The sequence below is a fragment of the Flavobacterium sp. GQ95 genome (assembly GCF_059758655.1).
Genome location: NZ_JCAXEB010000010.1, coordinates 82,434 through 99,238 on the forward strand (window position 1 = coordinate 82,434; position 16,805 = coordinate 99,238).

At 33.5% G+C, this 16,805-nt stretch carries 11 protein-coding genes; 7 read left to right on the plus strand and 4 right to left on the minus strand.

Annotated features, from left to right (window positions below; all coding sequences use genetic code 11):
• The first annotated feature begins 59 nt into the window (after nucleotides 1-59).
• Complete coding sequence (locus tag AC6CH4_RS18625; protein ID WP_498105606.1) at nucleotides 60-2,825, plus strand: PD-(D/E)XK nuclease family protein; 2,766 nt, start codon at nucleotides 60-62, stop codon at nucleotides 2,823-2,825.
• Between the two features lie 500 nt (nucleotides 2,826-3,325).
• Here the strand turns inward: AC6CH4_RS18625 and AC6CH4_RS18630 are convergent, their stop codons facing one another.
• Together AC6CH4_RS18630 and AC6CH4_RS18635 are read right to left on the minus strand one after the other, a co-directional pair.
• Nucleotides 3,326-4,105 (minus strand): alpha/beta fold hydrolase, encoded by a 780-nt coding sequence (locus tag AC6CH4_RS18630; protein ID WP_498105608.1) that lies wholly within the window; start codon nucleotides 4,103-4,105, stop codon nucleotides 3,326-3,328.
• A gap of 205 nt (nucleotides 4,106-4,310) precedes the next feature.
• Complete coding sequence (locus tag AC6CH4_RS18635; RefSeq protein WP_498105610.1) at nucleotides 4,311-5,603, minus strand: aminopeptidase P family protein; 1,293 nt, start codon at nucleotides 5,601-5,603, stop codon at nucleotides 4,311-4,313.
• A gap of 405 nt (nucleotides 5,604-6,008) precedes the next feature.
• Between AC6CH4_RS18635 and AC6CH4_RS18640 the strand changes: the two genes are divergently transcribed.
• The 3 genes from AC6CH4_RS18640 to AC6CH4_RS18650 all read left to right on the plus strand — a co-directional run bounded on the left by AC6CH4_RS18640 (nucleotide 6,009) and on the right by AC6CH4_RS18650 (nucleotide 8,883).
• A complete protein-coding gene (locus AC6CH4_RS18640) occupies nucleotides 6,009-7,049 on the plus strand; it encodes a hypothetical protein (RefSeq protein ID WP_498105612.1) in 1,041 nt (346 codons plus the stop codon).
• Between the two features lie 432 nt (nucleotides 7,050-7,481).
• A complete protein-coding gene (locus AC6CH4_RS18645; protein ID WP_498105614.1) occupies nucleotides 7,482-8,222 on the plus strand; it encodes a LytTR family transcriptional regulator DNA-binding domain-containing protein in 741 nt (246 codons plus the stop codon).
• 100 nt (nucleotides 8,223-8,322) lie between these two features.
• On the plus strand, nucleotides 8,323-8,883 hold the full coding sequence (locus AC6CH4_RS18650; protein WP_498105616.1) for a hypothetical protein: 561 nt from the start codon (nucleotides 8,323-8,325) through the stop codon (nucleotides 8,881-8,883).
• A 242-nt stretch (nucleotides 8,884-9,125) separates the two neighbouring features.
• Here the strand turns inward: AC6CH4_RS18650 and AC6CH4_RS18655 are convergent, their stop codons facing one another.
• On the minus strand, nucleotides 9,126-10,487 hold the full coding sequence (locus AC6CH4_RS18655) for a hydroxymethylglutaryl-CoA synthase family protein (protein WP_498105618.1): 1,362 nt from the start codon (nucleotides 10,485-10,487) through the stop codon (nucleotides 9,126-9,128).
• Nucleotides 10,488-10,849: 362 nt separating this feature from the next.
• On the opposite strand from AC6CH4_RS18655, the gene AC6CH4_RS18660 reads away from it, so the two are divergent.
• Genes AC6CH4_RS18660 through AC6CH4_RS18670 form a run of 3 tightly spaced genes read left to right on the plus strand, consistent with a single transcriptional unit; the run spans nucleotide 10,850 to nucleotide 14,321 of the window.
• Nucleotides 10,850-11,515, plus strand: coding sequence for a succinate dehydrogenase cytochrome b subunit (locus tag AC6CH4_RS18660; RefSeq protein WP_498105620.1), 666 nt, complete (start codon nucleotides 10,850-10,852; stop codon nucleotides 11,513-11,515).
• 11 nt (nucleotides 11,516-11,526) lie between these two features.
• Nucleotides 11,527-13,527, plus strand: a complete 2,001-nt coding sequence (locus tag AC6CH4_RS18665; RefSeq protein WP_498105622.1) for a fumarate reductase/succinate dehydrogenase flavoprotein subunit — start codon at nucleotides 11,527-11,529, stop codon at nucleotides 13,525-13,527.
• Between the two features lie 47 nt (nucleotides 13,528-13,574).
• Complete coding sequence (locus tag AC6CH4_RS18670) at nucleotides 13,575-14,321, plus strand: succinate dehydrogenase/fumarate reductase iron-sulfur subunit (RefSeq protein ID WP_498105624.1); 747 nt, start codon at nucleotides 13,575-13,577, stop codon at nucleotides 14,319-14,321.
• Nucleotides 14,322-14,382: 61 nt separating this feature from the next.
• Here AC6CH4_RS18670 and AC6CH4_RS18675 read toward each other — a convergent pair whose 3' ends face one another.
• Entirely contained in the window at nucleotides 14,383-16,686 is a 2,304-nt protein-coding gene (locus AC6CH4_RS18675; protein ID WP_498105626.1) for a family 20 glycosylhydrolase, read from the minus strand.
• Nucleotides 16,687-16,805: the final 119 nt, after the last annotated feature.

The window sequence follows — 16,805 nt, forward strand, 5'->3', positions numbered from 1 at the left end:
AGTTTAAAATAAATACTAAAAGCCATTCTTAATTGAATGGCTTTTTTTATTTTTATCAAATGATAAATACTTCTTTTTTAGAAAAAATAGCAACTGTGGTAATTCAGGATTTTTCTGCAAAACTTGCCGAAACCACTATCATTTTACCAAATAAAAGAGCTAAGGTTTTTTTGATAGAAGCTTTAAAAAAAGAAACGAATAAAACAATTCTTTCTCCTGAAATTACTAGTATTGAGGATTTTGTACAGGATGTCGCTTCTATTCGTTCTGTGGACTCCATTGAGTTATTATTTGAATTCTATGAAGTTTATCTTTCTGTTACAGAAAAACAAAATCAACAATCATTTGAATTATTTGCTAATTGGGCAAAAACACTTTTGCAGGATTTTAATGAAATAGATCGCTATCTTTTAGATCCCTCACATGTTTTGTCTTACTTGAAAGATATTGAGGATATTAAAAAGTGGGGAATTGAAGTTGAAAACAAAACAAAACTTCTTGAGAATTATATCGATTTTTGGAAACTTCTTCCGCTTTATTATAATTCTCTTTATGAACATTTACTGAATAAATCAATCGGATATCAAGGGCTGATTTATCGTGAAGCAGTCAATAATTTAAATCATTTTTCGAATACAATTTCGAATCGTACTTTTATTTTTGCTGGTTTTAATGCCTTGAATGCTGCTGAAGAAAAAATAGTGCAACATCTTCTGGCTCTTGATCAGGCTAAAATATATTGGGATGTAGATCAGACTTTTTTAAACGATCCTTATCATGATGCTGGTCTCTTTGTACGGCGTTTCAAAGAAAACTGGAAACATTATAAAGCAAATCCATTTGAATGGATTGTAGATGATTTTTCTCAATCTAAAAACATTCAGGTAATCGGAACTCCAAAAACTATCGGACAGGCAAGGTTAGCAGGGAGTATTATAGAAAATATAATTACAGAAAACGAAATTTCGTCACTTGACAAAGTTGCAATCGTTCTGGGCGAAGAAAATCTTTTAATGCCAATTTTATATGCTTTGCCTTCTTCGGTTGGAGCATTAAATATTACAATGGGATATTCAGGTAAAAATAACCCATCGCAAATATTGATTGCCAAATTGTTTAAAATGCACACCAATGCGCTTTCGAGAAAAGGGGAGAGTTATGTTTTTTATTATAAAGATGTATTAGATGTTTTAACACATCCATTAATTGAACCTTATGCTAAGACTAATAATTTGGTTAAAATCATCAAAGAGAATAACTATACTTTTATTACACATAACAAGCTATTCGAACTTAATACTGCTCCATCAGATTTATTTTTATTGTTATTTCGTAAATGGGAGAATGGTGCAGTAGCGGTTCTTGAGAATATTTCGACACTTTTAATTTTAATAAAAGAAAATTTCAGCAACGATAATGAAGATGAAAAAATAGCCAAAGCTTTTGTTTATGCTATTTTTAAAGTCATCAATAAATTGTCTAATTATTATTTGCAACATAAACATATTGATAATATAGATACTTTGTATGCCATTTACAAACAGGTTATTGATGTCGCTGAAGTTTCGTTTGAAGGAGAACCTCTTCATGGATTGCAAATTATGGGAGTTTTAGAAAGTCGTGTTCTGGATTTTGAAACCGTAATTGTAACTTCTATGAATGAAGGTAAATTTCCAGCTGGAAAATCTCAAAATTCTTTTATTCCATACGATGTAAAGAAGGAATTAGGTTTGCCAACTTTTAAAGAAAAGGATGCTATTTATACCTATCATTTTTATCATTTATTGCAAAGGGCTAAAAATATCTATTTGATTTATAATACGGAAAATGATGGCTTGGATGCTGGTGAACGAAGCCGTTTTATTACGCAGTTAGAAGTTGAAAAACAGCAGAAACATAATTTAACTTTTGATATTTATAATCCTGTTTTGCCAACAACCGCATATCAGCCCATGATTGTTCCGAAATCAGAAGCGGTTATGGAGCGTTTGAGAGAAATAGCAACAACTGGTTTTTCTCCTTCGGCATTGACAAGTTATATTCGAAATCCGATTGATTTTTATTTCCAAAAAATACTTCGCATCAGAGAAGTAGAGGAAGTAGAGGAAAATATTGCCTTAAATACACTGGGAACCATAATTCACGAAACCTTGAAAGCACTTTATGAGCCTTTTATTGGTAAATTTATTTCGGAGAATGATATTTCAAATTGCTTTAAATTGTTAGACGAGGAAGTTCTAAAACAATTTAAAGTGGTCTATAAAGAAGGTGAAATTAAAAAAGGAAGAAACCTTTTGGCCTTTGAAGTTGCAAAACGGAATGTTTCAAATTTCCTTAAAATGGAATTAGAATCCATTCAGAATGGAGATGCGATTCAAATCATTGCTTTGGAACAAACATTCGGACGTGAGCTCATTCATCCAAATTTGCCATTTCCTGTCTTAATTAAAGGAAATGTCGACAGAATTGAGCTACGCAACGGAAAAATAAGAATCATTGATTATAAGACTGGAAAAGTTGAAAAAACGAATGTTATCCTTAAGTCCTGGAACGGATTAACACAAGAGCTTAAAAATGACAAAATTATTCAGGTTCTGGCGTATGCTTTCATGTTTGAAAGCGAAGCTAAAGATTTTCCAATCGAAGTAGGGATCATTTCTTTTAAAAACCTAAAATCAGGATTTTTGCCTTTTGGATTTAAAGAAGAAAAAGAATTGAATATGACTATTACAAAAGATATTCTGAATAGTTATCTTGAGGAAATTGTATTACTATTGAACGAAATATTTGATATTAATATTCCTTTTGAGGAGAAAATAGTATAAGAGTAACAGGATTATGTTCAGGTTTTTTTTAATATGATTTTTCCTTTAAAATTTGTTTGACTTTTTTGTTTTCAAAAGGCATTCCAGACGTTTTTATTTGGCGAAATATTTAATAATAATGAAAAAATCTATTTTATACTTAAAAATAAGGTCTAATTATCAGGTTGTTAATTAGATTTTCCGAAACGTAATGTTATATTTTTAAATGATTCTTCTCTTTTTGTGCGTTTTTATTGTCTACTGTGTTTTAATAATGATCAAAAAGTGTGGTATGAATAAAAGTGATTTTAAGGTTTCAAATTCCTCATATTTTAACAAGTGTTTGTCGAACAATTACAATTATTAAAATATCTTTGGCGCATCTTATAAAGGGCTTATTCAATTTGATAAGAGCAGTCTTATTTAAATTTAAAAATATATTATTACCATAATTAAAAATTTTTGCCCCCAACAATAAGAAAAAGGCTGTCTCGAAATTTTTGAGACGGCCTTTTTTGATTTTATTTGCTAAAGAATTCTGCTAATAAGGGTTTTAATTCTTCCTTGTTCTCAATCTGACTCATATGCCCATCTTCAAATGAAACAAGTTCTACCGTTGTATCTTCAATTTGTGATAAACTTTCTTCATAGTTTAAAACCGGATCTTTTTTGCCTAAAACCAATAAAACCGGAAATCTATTTTCCTGCAAAAGTGCTTCCCGATCTTTTCTGATTTTCATTCCTTCAAGAGATGCTACAATTCCTTGTAAAGGTGTTTTTAAAGCTTGTTCTTTTACCTTTTCAATTTCATCAGCCAATCGTGTTCTGTTGTTTTCACTGAATAAATTGGCGATGGCTAAACTAACAAAACTCACGTAATTCTGTTTTACCGCTTTAATGGCACGCGTCCGGTTTAATTTCTTTTCGGCGCTGTCTTCTTTTGAAGTCGAATTCAGTAAAACTAATTTTTGAATATGCTGTGGGTATAATTCGGCGAAAGCCAAACCGACATAACCACCCATGGAATGTCCTAGAATAATTGCTTTTTCAATCTTTAATGAAGTTAAAACTTCATGAACGGCATTTGCATTTTCTTCCATCGAATGCACATATCCCAAACAATCTGATTCGCCATGACCCAATAAATCAATGGTGATAACCCGATATTGTTTGGAAAAAAAATCAACATATTCCTGCCACATTTTTTTGTTTTCCAGAAAGCCGTGAAGCAATACAATTGCAGTTCCTTTGCCCGAATCTGTAAAAGATATTTTAGTGTTTTTATATAGAATGTTTTTCAAAATAATGTTTTTCAAGTATAATCACAAAGATAACAAAAGGCAAAACTATATCAGAAGCATAAATCTTTTTTGAGTTACAATTATTAGTCAATCAGTTCAATTTTAAATGAACTTATATCACTTATATAGTAAAGTACAAACGGCCAGCATTTCTGCCAGCCGTCCATAATCTATTTTCTATAATCTTTACTCTATGTTCTCTTTTTTAAGAATTCATCAAACTTTCAATTTCATCCGCTTCAACCGGAATATTACGCATCAGGTTAAAAGGTGCCCCTTTTTCCTGAACCACAACGTTGTCTTCCAAACGAATTCCGAAACCTTCCGCCGGAATATAAATACCTGGTTCAACCGTAAAAACCATATTGGCTTTCATTGGCTCGTGAAGCAATCCGTAATCGTGAGTATCTAATCCCATGTGGTGCGAAGTTCCGTGCATGAAATATTTTTTATACGCTGGCCAATCCGGGTTTTCGTTCTGAACATCGGCTTTATCTATTAAGCCTAAGCCTAATAATTCAGATGTCATAATTTTACCCACTTCAATATGATATTGTTTCCAAAGTGTTCCTGGCGTCAACATTGTTGTCGCTTCATTTTTAACTCTCAAAACCGCGTTATAAACTGCTTTTTGTCTTTCAGAGAATTTTCCCGAAACCGGAATCGTTCTCGTCATATCGCTGGAATAGTTGGCATATTCCGCCGCAACGTCTAACAGAATTAAATCTCCCGCTTTACATTGTTGGTTATTCTCGATATAATGCAAAACATTCGCATTATTTCCAGAAGCAATAATTGGCGTGTAAGCAAAACCTTTAGAACGGTTACGGATGAATTCGTGTGCTAATTCAGCCTCAATTTCATATTCCGTAACGTTTGGTTTCACGAATGAAAGCAATCTGCGGAAACCTTTCTCTGTAATATCACAAGCTTGCTGAATCAAATCGATTTCTTCGCTTTCTTTTATAGAACGAATGCGCTGCAAAATTGGGTTGCTTTTCGCCACATTGTGCGCTGGGTAACGCTCTTTCCACCATTTTATAAAACGAGCTTCACGCGTTTCAGTCTCAACAGTTGCGCGGTAATGTTCGTTTGTATTGATGTACATTGTATCAGCATACGTCATCATTTCGTTCAAAATTTTATGAAAATCCTGCAGCCAATAAACCGTTCTGATTCCCGAAACCTGATAAGCACGTTCTTTACTTAGTTTTTCGCCTTCCCAAACGGCAATATGATCGTTGGTTTCTTTCAGGAAAAGCATTTCTTTTTGGTTCTCATAAGGCGCATCCGGAAACAAAAGCAAAATACTTTCTTCCTGGTCGACACCACTCAGATAAAAAATATCTCTGTGTTGCGCAAAAGGCAAAGTACTATCAGCACTAACCGGATAAATGTCATTAGAATTGAAAACGGCAACACTGTTAGGTTTCATTTCTGCCGTGAATTTTTTGCGATTTTTTACAAAAAGAGCGCTGTTTATTTGATGATATTTCATAATAAATTGATTTTTGAACTTCAGATTTCAAAATTAGTGATTTTTGAAGAAGTGGTGCAAGATTGATTTATTAAAGTTTTCTTATTTGTTTTGGAGTTTGCCACTTGCAGATTTGATAAATCTTCTCCTTTTGAAGACCTAATAACTTAGATTCTTAATATCTTTTTTGTGTGTCCATCTGGGTGAGTTTTCGGTTATGTTTTTTATTCCACTAAAGTTCTATAAGGAATAGCCCATAGTTATATCAATATGTTCAATAAGAATATTTTTGAATTTAATTGAGATATATTAATTGAAATACTACTTTAGCCCTAATATAAAAATAAAGCATAGAGTTGTCTAAATTGAAATATTTGTCATTTTATGTTGAAAAAAACTAATACCTAAAAAACTATTATCTTGAAAATGAAAATTCAAAATTTATTTATTTTTTGTACACTGACTTTATTTCAGTTCATGACTGCGCAAACATACGAATTGCATAATTCTATAAATTTTAGCGATATTAATGATGGGCGTAATGTTCCTGATGGAATTACATGGTTCAAACCAGCTCCTTTACTTTATGGAATATATAGGACAAGTGGAATATTTGAGGCTCCAGATTACCAACAATTAAAATTGGCTTTTGAAACAGGGATTATTATTGATGGAGGGTATGCGTATGGAAAAAGTGGAACATTTATACAACCAAATAATGGAAAGGTTGGTATTGGAACTAGTACTCCAAGCGGAAAACTTGAAGTAACAGGTAATTCTGCTGTTTATAGTGATTTTGTATCATATTCTGGAACAACAGTAAATAGTATTTTACCTAATGGTAAAGAGCCTACATTGGTTATTAGTGAAAAAGTTTCAGGAACATTTACTCCAGCCGTTGGAGGGCAAGTTACTTATCGTGGAGGATTAAGTTTCGGTAGAGGAGGTCCTGGAGTTTATTCCGTGAATCCTAACCCTGCCGGAAGTTCGGTTTATGGTGATCTTCGTTTTCATACAACAGCCTGGAATGGTTCAGACTATAGTAATTATGATCGAATGGTTATTAATCAGGAAGGATCAGTTGGAATTGGGACAGTTTCTCCTGTTTATAAGCTTGATGTTTGTGGAACAATTAGGGCAAAAGAAATAAGAGTAGACATGCTAGGAGGCTGTGATTTTGTTTTTAATGATGATTATAAATTAATGGATTTGAACAAATTGGAAGAATTTGTAACTCGAAATAAACACCTTCCGCAAATTGCTTCGGAAAAAGAAATGATTGCAAACGGACTTGAAATGAAAGAATTTCAGATGAAGTTATTACAAAAAATTGAAGAATTAACGTTATACACAATCGAACAGAACAAAAAACTGGAGAAGCAAAATAAGAAAAGTGAGAAACAGGAACAAGAATTAAAAATACTAAAGGCTAAAATAAAAAAAATGGAATTAGTTAAAAAATACTAACGATAGAGAGCATAAAAAAACCGAAGCGATCAAGCTTCGGTTTTTCAATAAATATATCTTTTATAAAAATTATTTTCTCTCACTCAATAATTTCTCCAAAAAAGCAACTTTCTCTTTTTCAGCCTGAATTAATTGTTGATAAAGCCTTGTATTCTCCTCAAAAGCTTCAAGAAGTTTTAAAAGTGCAGCTATTATTTTTTATAGAAGAAGAATCATTATTATAAGTATTTCCAATCGCAATTTATCGTAGTTTTGTTTTTATTGCAATTACAATACTTTGCAGGAAGGGACAAAAGGAATTAATTGATTAATAATAAAGATATTTTTAAAAACATCGAAGTAACCACAAATAAAAGAAGAGTAGAAAATGTATTGATTTATGAAAATTCTTGGTTTTACTTTATCGCACAATAAGTTTACTATTTATAAGTAATGAAAGAACTAAATCCATCAATAAAACATCATCTGGTCGTTGGGCTACTTATTGCTTTATGGATTTTTGCTTTCGCTTTTATTATAAAACCTTTTGATGACGGAACTTTAAATTTTCGATCCTGGTTCTTCATAAGTTTTGGTTTTAGTGTTTTGGCTTTTTTGTGTTACAGCGTTTTGGCTGTTCTTCAAAATAGAATTTATAAGAAAATTTCAAAGTGGAATCTCAGTTTAGAAATCGGAAGTATTCTTTTCTTTTTTCTAATTTATTTGTTTGGAATTTATGCCTTTTATAAAAGTCCAATTTTAAAAGGCGGTTATAGTTTTACTGAGTTTTTTTCTGTCATTTTTGTCAAAGTTGCTTTGATTTTAACTCCCGTAGTTATTCTGGCGAGAAGATATTTAATTAAATTAATTCCGATAAAAGAGGATGTTCTCACATTCACAGGAGAAAACAAACTAGATATTTTAAAAATCAAAAAAGCCGATTTAGTTTGTATTTCAAATGCTCAGAATTATGTCGAGATTTTCTATCTCGAAAACGAAAAACTCCATTCAAAACTGATTCGTTCTTCGCTTAAAAAGACTCTCGATGATTTTACTTTTTTAGTTCAAATTCATCGTTCTCATTTAATAAATCCTTCTCATTTTAAATCCTGGCGAAACTCAAATACCGTTATTTTGACTCAAATTGAACTTCCGGTTTCTAAGAATTACAAAGAAAGTATATTGACTTTGTAATTTCGTACCTAAAACAATAGTTTTTGTACCAAAGTCAATGATATTGGCGTTTACAGAAGTTTTTAATTCTAGTTTTGTTTCATCAATTTTAAAATAAATTATGAAAACAAAACATCTTTGCACGCTCGGATTGCTATTTTTCGTTACAAGTTATTTGCTATTTTCCAAATTATTGCCAGACTTCCAGGACCCAATTGATTTTGCACATTGGTTCAATTTAATTGGCGCCTGTTTATTGTTGTCGTTTAACGATGTATTTCCTAAGAACAGATTAAATTCAATTGCTTCAGTTGTTACAGCTTTAGGAGTTATTGCACACATCGGACTTTGTACAATCGATTTTATCATGACGGGTTTCGGTAATGACGATTTTGCCAGAGAGGAATTAAGTCAACATATTAGTAATGTACCTTCAATTTTGTATCCTTTTGCGATTGTTGGCCCGTCTTTGCTTTTTATTGGACTATCTCTTCATGCGTTGAATTTCATCAAAACAAATACGATAAGTTTCTTGATGGTTTTTATTTCTTCGTTAGCAATAGGTTTCTCTTTTTTTATATTGAAAAATGGAGTTTATATGTTGTTGAGTTGTGTGATTTTTGTTTTAGGATTGGGTTTGTTGTTATTTAGAAAAGAAGAAAATGGATTAGTTTCGAAATAAGCTTTTGATAGAACCAAGTTTGTGGTTTTAATTTGTATTTTATTAAGGGCAATCAAACTTATGCGGAACAGCATAATAAAGATTGATGTTTTATTAACCGCAAAGTGCGCAAAGCTTTGCGAACCTTGCGTAAGCCTTAGCGTACTTTGCGGTTAAATTTAATAGTAAAGCATAAAAAAAACCGAAACATTAAGCTTCGGTTTTGTTTTTATTGGAATTTGGATTTTTTCCATTGGAATTAATTAGTCAATCCATTTATAATAACGAGCCCCAATCAAATTAGGAATCTCTTTCTCAATTCGATCTAAAACCCATTCGTTTTTAGGAGTTCTGATGCTTTGTTTTTGTTGTTTTTTGTGAAGGCTTTCATAAGTTTCAAAACCAATTTCAACACTTTCTTCCAGATTTTCAAAAAGTTTGACTTTGGCTAAAGCCGATTGCCATTCCGGTTGAATTGTTCCTTCAAAAACTTTCGATTTCGATCCGCTCCCGTAAGCCAGGAACCCAAATTTAGTTCCGGCAACTTCTTGCTTTGTATCGTAATAATGAGCTAAAGTTGACAACAATCCCATGAAAATTGATCCTGTATAAAGGTTTCCAATTAAAGAAGAAGCCAATTCTGCAGGTTGTAATTTCTCGGTTACAAACTTTTTATAGTCGTCTGATTTTCCAACTTCCTTAATTTTATTCTGATAATCTGCTGGCTCGATATTTTCTGAAATGATTTTATCTGCACTATCTAAAGCGTAAATTTCAGAAAGCATTCTGCGTCCCTGAAAAGAATAAGGTAAGTGCATGATGATGCTGTTCCATGTATTGTATAAAGTTTCGGTTGTACTTTTTAATTTCTTGAAGGAGAAGTAAGCATTACGCGTACGATCCATATAACATTGATTTGAATACTGACCATCAAAAACCGGTTGGTCTTTATGGATTTCGATTTCAGCTTCTAAATTATCAAACCACGGATCATTGTTTTCGTTTTTCGTAATCGCTTCTTTCGAAAGTGTTCTGTAGGGTTTGAAAAAGTCAAAAACACCTTTTGTGCTTGTTGCCCAATTTTCGTCAAAAGCAATAATTCTTGGGTTTGAAGTTACCAACATTGCTAAAGCTCCGGCACCTTGCGTGTATTCTCCGGTTGAATTTAAATCGTATTTCGCAAAATCAGTAGTAACCACAATTGCTTTTTTCGTCGGATTCAATTTTACAAAATCAATACAGTTTTGCAGTGCATCAACACCGCCAATACAAGCAAAAGTAAAATCGACAACATCACATTCGGCAAGAGTATCTTCGCCAAATTTTTGTTCCATCAAATTAATTAAATACGAGCTGATTGGTTTTGAACTATCGATTCCGCTTTCCGTGCCCACATAAATCCGGCTGATTTCGTTTAAGTTTATTTCGTTCTCCAGAATAAGTCTGGTTAAAGCGTTTGCTCCAAAAACTATAGCATCCTGGTGAACGTCTGGTAAGGTCATTTTAATTAATCCGAGACCTTTTTCTAATTTTTCTGGTTCAATATTTCTGGCAAGTGCCAAAGTTCTGATGGGTAAGTGTATGTTGGCTACATCAAAAGATATAGCATCAATTCCTGTTTTCATTCTCATTTTTTTTGAAGCCGATAAAGGTAAAATTATGTAATGGAATGACCATTTTTTTCGTCTACAAAATTTCGAATAGAAGGCACTTTTGAAGAAAACAAATTAAAAGTTTGATTAAAATAGTAATTTGATAAAGTTTTAGGAGACTCCAATCGCCATTGCTGCTGTTAAATAATTTGGTTAAAGTGTGTGTTTTTAGTTTTTTATAATAAAATTATTTGATATTAAGTATTTTTTATACGTAAAAATACGTAATACGTAGGCTATTTTAAAATGATTATAAATAACAACGAAATGGTTGTAGTTCTTTGTTAATTGAGTTATTTTTGTCTAATTTTTTAAAACAAACTACTTAAACACTTATGGCACAATCTGCACTATTGAATGCTTCCATCTTAAAGAAAGTGGCTATGGCACTTTCGGGAATATTCTTAATCACGTTTTTAGCGCTGCATGTTACCTTAAATTTCATTTCTGTTCTTAGTGAAAATGTTTTTAACGAAGCTTCTCACTTTATGGGTTACAATCCGCTAATTCAATATGTAATGCAACCTGTTTTGGCCGTCGGAGTAATTTTCCATTTCATTATGGGATTTGTACTGACTGTTCAAAATAGCGCAGCAAGACCAATTGCGTATGCAAAATACAACGGAGCTGCAAATGCTTCATGGAGTTCTAGAAATATGATTATTTCTGGATTGGTAATCTTGGCTTTCTTAGGATTGCACTTTTATGATTTTTGGTTTCCGGAAGTTAGTTATAAATACATTGCAGGTACTGCTCCAGACGCTACAAGGTATTATGGAGAATTAGTGCACAAATTCCACGATCCAATTCGTACGGGATTATACTGTGTGTCTTTTGTGCTTTTAGGATTTCACCTTTGGCACGGATTCGCATCTTCTCTTCAATCAATGGGGATGCACAATAAATATTCCAGATTTTTAAGTAAAGTAGGTTACTGGTTTGCAGTTGTAGTACCAGCACTTTTCGTAATTATCGCATTATTTCATCATTTCAATAATTAATATCAATTATAATGGCATTAGATTCAAAAATTCCACATGGTCCAATATCGGACAAATGGACAAATTATAAAGATCATATTAATTTAGTAAACCCTGCTAACAAACGTAATTTAGATATTATCATCGTTGGTACAGGTTTAGCTGGAGGTTCTGCTGCAGCTACCTTGGCTGAGCTGGGATATAACGTAAAAGCATTTTGCTTTCAGGATTCACCTCGTCGTGCGCACTCTATTGCAGCACAAGGGGGTATCAATGCAGCAAAAAATTATAAAGGTGATGGTGACTCGGTTTACAGATTGTTCTACGATACTGTAAAAGGGGGGGACTACCGTGCGCGTGAAGCAAACGTTCACCGTTTAGCAGAAGTTTCTGCAAATATTATTGACCAATGTGTGGCTCAAGGGGTGCCGTTGGCTCGTGAATATGGCGGACTTTTAGATAACCGTTCTTTTGGAGGAACTTTGGTTTCTCGTACTTTTTACGCACAGGGACAAACTGGGCAACAATTATTGTTAGGAGCTTATTCTGCAATGAACCGTCAGATTGGTCGTGGTAAAGTAAAAATGTACAACCGTCACGAGATGCTTGACATCGTAATCGTTAACGGAAAAGCAAGAGGTATTATCGCTCGTAACTTGATTACCGGAGAAATAGAAAGACATTCAGCTCACGCGGTAGTAGTTGGTTCTGGAGGATACGGAAACGTATTTTTCTTGTCAACAAATGCTATGGGAAGTAACGCAACAGCAGCTTGGAAAATTCATAAAAAAGGAGCGTTTTTCGCAAATCCTTGTTACACACAAATTCACCCAACATGTATTCCGGTTTCTGGAGATCACCAGTCAAAATTGACTTTGATGTCTGAATCATTACGTAATGACGGTCGTATTTGGGTTCCTGCAAAATTAGAAGATGCTCAGGCAATTCGTGAAGGAAAGAAAAAAGCAACTGATTTATCTGAAGCCGAAAGAGATTATTTCTTAGAAAGAAGATATCCTGCTTTTGGTAACTTAGTACCTCGTGACGTTGCATCTCGTGCTGCAAAAGAAAGATGTGATGCCGGATTTGGAGTTAACAAAACGGGAGAAGCTGTTTACTTAGATTTCGCTGCGGCAATTCAGCGTTACGGAACTGAAGAAGCTTATGTAAAAGGTTTAGATGCTAATGATAAAGCATTGGTTATTAAATTAGGAACTGCAATCGTAAAAAGTAAATACGGAAATTTATTCCAAATGTACTTGAAGATTGTTGACGAAGATCCTTATGTAACACCAATGATGATTTATCCTGCAGTTCACTATACAATGGGTGGAACCTGGGTTGATTATAACTTAATGACTACAATTCCTGGATGTTTCTCAATTGGAGAATCTAACTTCTCTGATCACGGAGCAAACAGACTTGGGGCTTCTGCTTTGATGCAAGGTTTAGCTGATGGATATTTTGTTCTTCCTTATACTATTGGAGATTATTTAGCTCCGGATATTAAAATGGGAGAAATTTCTACAGATTTACCAGAATTCGTAGCAGCAGAAAAAGAAGTAAAAGATCAAATCGACAGATTTATCAATAATAAAGGAACTCATTCTGTAGATTATTTCCATAAGAAATTAGGAAAAATCATGTGGGATAAAGTGGGTATGGCTCGTAATGCTAAAGGTTTAACTGAAGCTATCGAAGAAATTGCTGCTTTACGTGAAGAGTTTTATAAAGATGTAAAAGTTCCTGGAAGCGCTAACGAATTTAATCAGGAATTAGAGAAAGCGACTCGTGTTGCCGATTTCTTAGAGTTAGGAGAATTGTTCGCAAAAGATGCATTGCACCGTAATGAATCTTGTGGAGGTCACTTCCGTGAAGAATACCAAACAGAAGAAGGAGAAGCACTTCGTGATGACGAAAACTTTGCATATGTTGCAGCTTGGGAATACAAAGGAAAACCAAGTGATGCTGTATTACACAAAGAACCTCTAGTTTACGAAAACATTAAATTAGTTCAAAGAAGCTATAAATAGTATTTAAGAAAGTTTAGATACTTCTTAATACTTAAAACTTATACAAAATGAAACTTACATTAAAAATATGGCGTCAGAAAAACGCCCAGGATAAAGGGGGAATTGTTGATTACCCAATCGACGGAATCGAACCAGATATGTCTTTCCTTGAAATGCTTGATGTTCTTAACGAACAATTAATCAACAAAGGAGAAGAGCCAGTAGCATTTGACCACGATTGTCGTGAAGGAATCTGTGGAATGTGTTCTTTATTTATCAATGGAGAAGCACACGGGCCAGACAGAGGAGTTACAACTTGTCAGCTGCACATGCGTATGTTTAAAGATGGTGATACGATTTTTATCGAGCCATTTAGAGCAAAAGCTTTCCCGGTAATTAAAGATTTAGTTGTTGACAGAAGTTCTTTCGACAGAATTCAACACGCTGGAGGATTTATCTCGGTAAATACATCTGGAAATACAATTGATGCTAATACAATTCCAATCAACAAAGACGATGCAGACAAATCATTTGATGCTGCTGCTTGTATTGGTTGTGGAGCTTGTGTTGCAACTTGTAAAAACTCATCAGCAATGTTGTTCGTTGGTGCAAAAGTGTCTCAGTTTGCATTATTACCACAAGGTAAAGTTGAAGCTACTGAGCGTGTATTAAACATGGTTCACCAAATGGATTTGGAAGGTTTTGGTAACTGTACCAACACTGGAGCTTGTGAAGTAGAATGTCCAAAAGGAATTTCTCTTGAAAATATCGCACGTATGAACCGTGAATATTTAGCTGCAAGTTTAAAAGGTTAATCCAAAGAAAAATAGTTTTAAATAAAAAAGCATCCGTTGTAGCGGATGCTTTTTTTATGTCCTATTCATAATACAACTGCGAACCGCTTATTTCTTGCTTTTCTTTTCCTTCCTGCTGAATGAAACAGCTTAGAGTAGTTCCGCCAATCTGATCAAAATAACTGATGTTTATTTTGTGAAAACCTTTTTCAAGTTTTGCAGCTCCATACGCTTCATTCAGCCAATGAATACCATCATTATTGACAACTAATTCATTGTCGATAAAAAGCTTCGATCCATCATCTGAAAGCATTGAAATCGTATAATTTGCTGTTTCTGGAATATAGATATACCCATTAAATTTTAAGCCGATATAACGTTCTGTTTTCGTTTTCCATTTTTCGCTGCTTATGGCGCCTTCAAAAATTCCCGAATTAACAGGTTTTGCTAATTCTAAATCCTGAACTTGTTGAAATAACGTTCCGGTAAAATAGTCATATTTCAAACCATTTTTAGTTGGTTTTATAGTTAAGGCCGATTTTAATTCCGGATTTCGAACCAATATTTTATTGATTGAACTTTTTCGTCCGCTTTCGCTGATTTGAACCGTTTTAATGATTCTGTATTCGCCTTTCGGAATATTGATTGTTACCGGTTTTTCGTAAAGTTCTGCAGTTTCATCTGGGTTATAACCGTCAATGGTATAGAAAATCTTTCCATTTTTGATGGTTGGTTTTAGGTCTAAAAGATATTTTGAGGCGATTAAGGCGGTTTCGGTCGAGCCGAAAGGTGTTGGAGCTTTATATAATCGTTTTTGTAATTCTAATTTTTCAATGTGATGCGGCATTCGGTTCAAAACAAAATTGTTGTAGTTTTTGTTTTGAGGTTCTGTCCAGGCAATTTCTGCCAAAGCAAATAGTCGGGGGTAAAGTTGATAATTTAGTTTGGCCGGACTCGTTAAATATTCTGACCAAAGATTCGATTGAACACCCCAAATATATTTTTGTTCTTCAATTGTCAGACTATCAACAGGAGTTGGATTGTAATTGTATATTTTCTCAACAGTAACTAGTCTTCCAACGGTTAAAGGTTCTTGTGGAGAATAGCCCTGATTATAATCTAAATAAAGATATTGTTCGGGATTCATTATAACAAGGTGCTTTTGTTTTGCTGCGCTAATACCACCAGATTCACCTCTCCAGGACATTACGGCTGCGTTTGGCGCCAATCCGCCTTCAAGCATTTCATCCCAGCCTAATATTTGTCTGCCGTGTGCGTTCAGAAATTTTTCTATTCTTTTGGTTAAATAACCTTGTAATTCGTGTTCATCTTTTAATCCCAAATCTTTGATTCTCTTTTGGCAATTCGGACATTCTTTCCATCTTGTTTTTGGGCATTCGTCTCCGCCAATATGAATGTATTTACTCGGAAATAACGCCATAACTTCTGTTAAAACATCTTCTAAAAAAGTAAAAGTCTCTTCTTTTCCTGCACAGAAAATATCTTCAAAAACACCCCAATATTCTACAACTTTATAAGAACGATCCGGAAAACAGGATAAATTTGGATAAGCGGTAACTGCTGCAGTTGCATGACCTGGCATTTCGATTTCGGGAATGACATTTACATAATGTTCTTCAGCAAATTTTACAACCTCCTTAATTTCTTCCTGCGTATAAAAACCTCCGTATGGATTTCTGTCAAAAAAATAAGGAAATCTTTCGAATTTATTTCCCACTAAAGTCTGTGCTCTTTTAGATCCGACTTCGGTTAATTTTGGATATTTTTTTATCTCAATTCTCCAGCCCTGATCGTCTGTTAAATGCCAATGAAAATTATTTAATTTATAGCTGGACATTTGTGATATAAAATCTTTTATAACATCAATGGTAAAAAAGTGCCGGCAAACATCTAAGTGTAAACCGCGGTAGGCGTATCGTGGCGCATCTTCAATGGTTACGAAGGGCAATTTTATTTCTCTTGCAAATGGTTTATTTGGCAACATTTGCAATAAACTCTGAACGGCATAAAATAATCCTTCTTCACTTCCGGTCACGGTTATTTTTTTGGCAGTAATATTTATTTTATAAGCTTCTTTTTTTAACGTAGCCGAAGGGTTTTGAGTGATAAACAATACTTCAATATTACTTTTTTTTGAAGCTGTATTTTTATTGATAGCAGATTCGAAAATTTGAGCTGTTTTAAGTTCTTTTGTGCTGAATTTATTTTTCTCAAAAGAAATTTTTATCTGCCCGGTTAAAGTAATACTATCGCCATTTGCCTTATATGAATTTGGAGCCGGAATTATCGAACTGTTTTCAGAAGATGTTTGCGCATTTCCTACAGAATAGCAAAATATCAAAAGAAGGAATATATTTTTTAGCATGGTTAGTTTCTGGTTTGTTAAACAAATTTATCATTTGTAAATTAAACTGCATTTTTTTTGCAAAGGCATTTTTTGTTTAAAGGTCTTTGGAATAGGTTAATTAACTTTTTTATTACTTT

What these genes read in the sequence shown, in the direction of transcription:
- AC6CH4_RS18625 (WP_498105606.1), top strand. Translation starts at nt 60, where the DNA reads ATGATAAATACTTCTTTTTTAGAAAAAATAGCAACTGTGGTAATTCAG.
- AC6CH4_RS18635 (WP_498105610.1), bottom strand. Translation starts at nt 5,603, where the DNA reads ATGAAATATCATCAAATAAACAGCGCTCTTTTTGTAAAAAATCGCAAA.
- AC6CH4_RS18640 (WP_498105612.1), top strand. Translation starts at nt 6,009, where the DNA reads ATGAAAATTCAAAATTTATTTATTTTTTGTACACTGACTTTATTTCAG.
- AC6CH4_RS18645 (WP_498105614.1), top strand. Translation starts at nt 7,482, where the DNA reads ATGAAAGAACTAAATCCATCAATAAAACATCATCTGGTCGTTGGGCTA.
- AC6CH4_RS18650 (WP_498105616.1), top strand. Translation starts at nt 8,323, where the DNA reads ATGAAAACAAAACATCTTTGCACGCTCGGATTGCTATTTTTCGTTACA.
- AC6CH4_RS18655 (WP_498105618.1), bottom strand. Translation starts at nt 10,487, where the DNA reads ATGAAAACAGGAATTGATGCTATATCTTTTGATGTAGCCAACATACAC.
- AC6CH4_RS18660 (WP_498105620.1), top strand. Translation starts at nt 10,850, where the DNA reads ATGGCACAATCTGCACTATTGAATGCTTCCATCTTAAAGAAAGTGGCT.
- AC6CH4_RS18665 (WP_498105622.1), top strand. Translation starts at nt 11,527, where the DNA reads ATGGCATTAGATTCAAAAATTCCACATGGTCCAATATCGGACAAATGG.
- AC6CH4_RS18670 (WP_498105624.1), top strand. Translation starts at nt 13,575, where the DNA reads ATGAAACTTACATTAAAAATATGGCGTCAGAAAAACGCCCAGGATAAA.
- AC6CH4_RS18675 (WP_498105626.1), bottom strand. Translation starts at nt 16,686, where the DNA reads ATGCTAAAAAATATATTCCTTCTTTTGATATTTTGCTATTCTGTAGGA.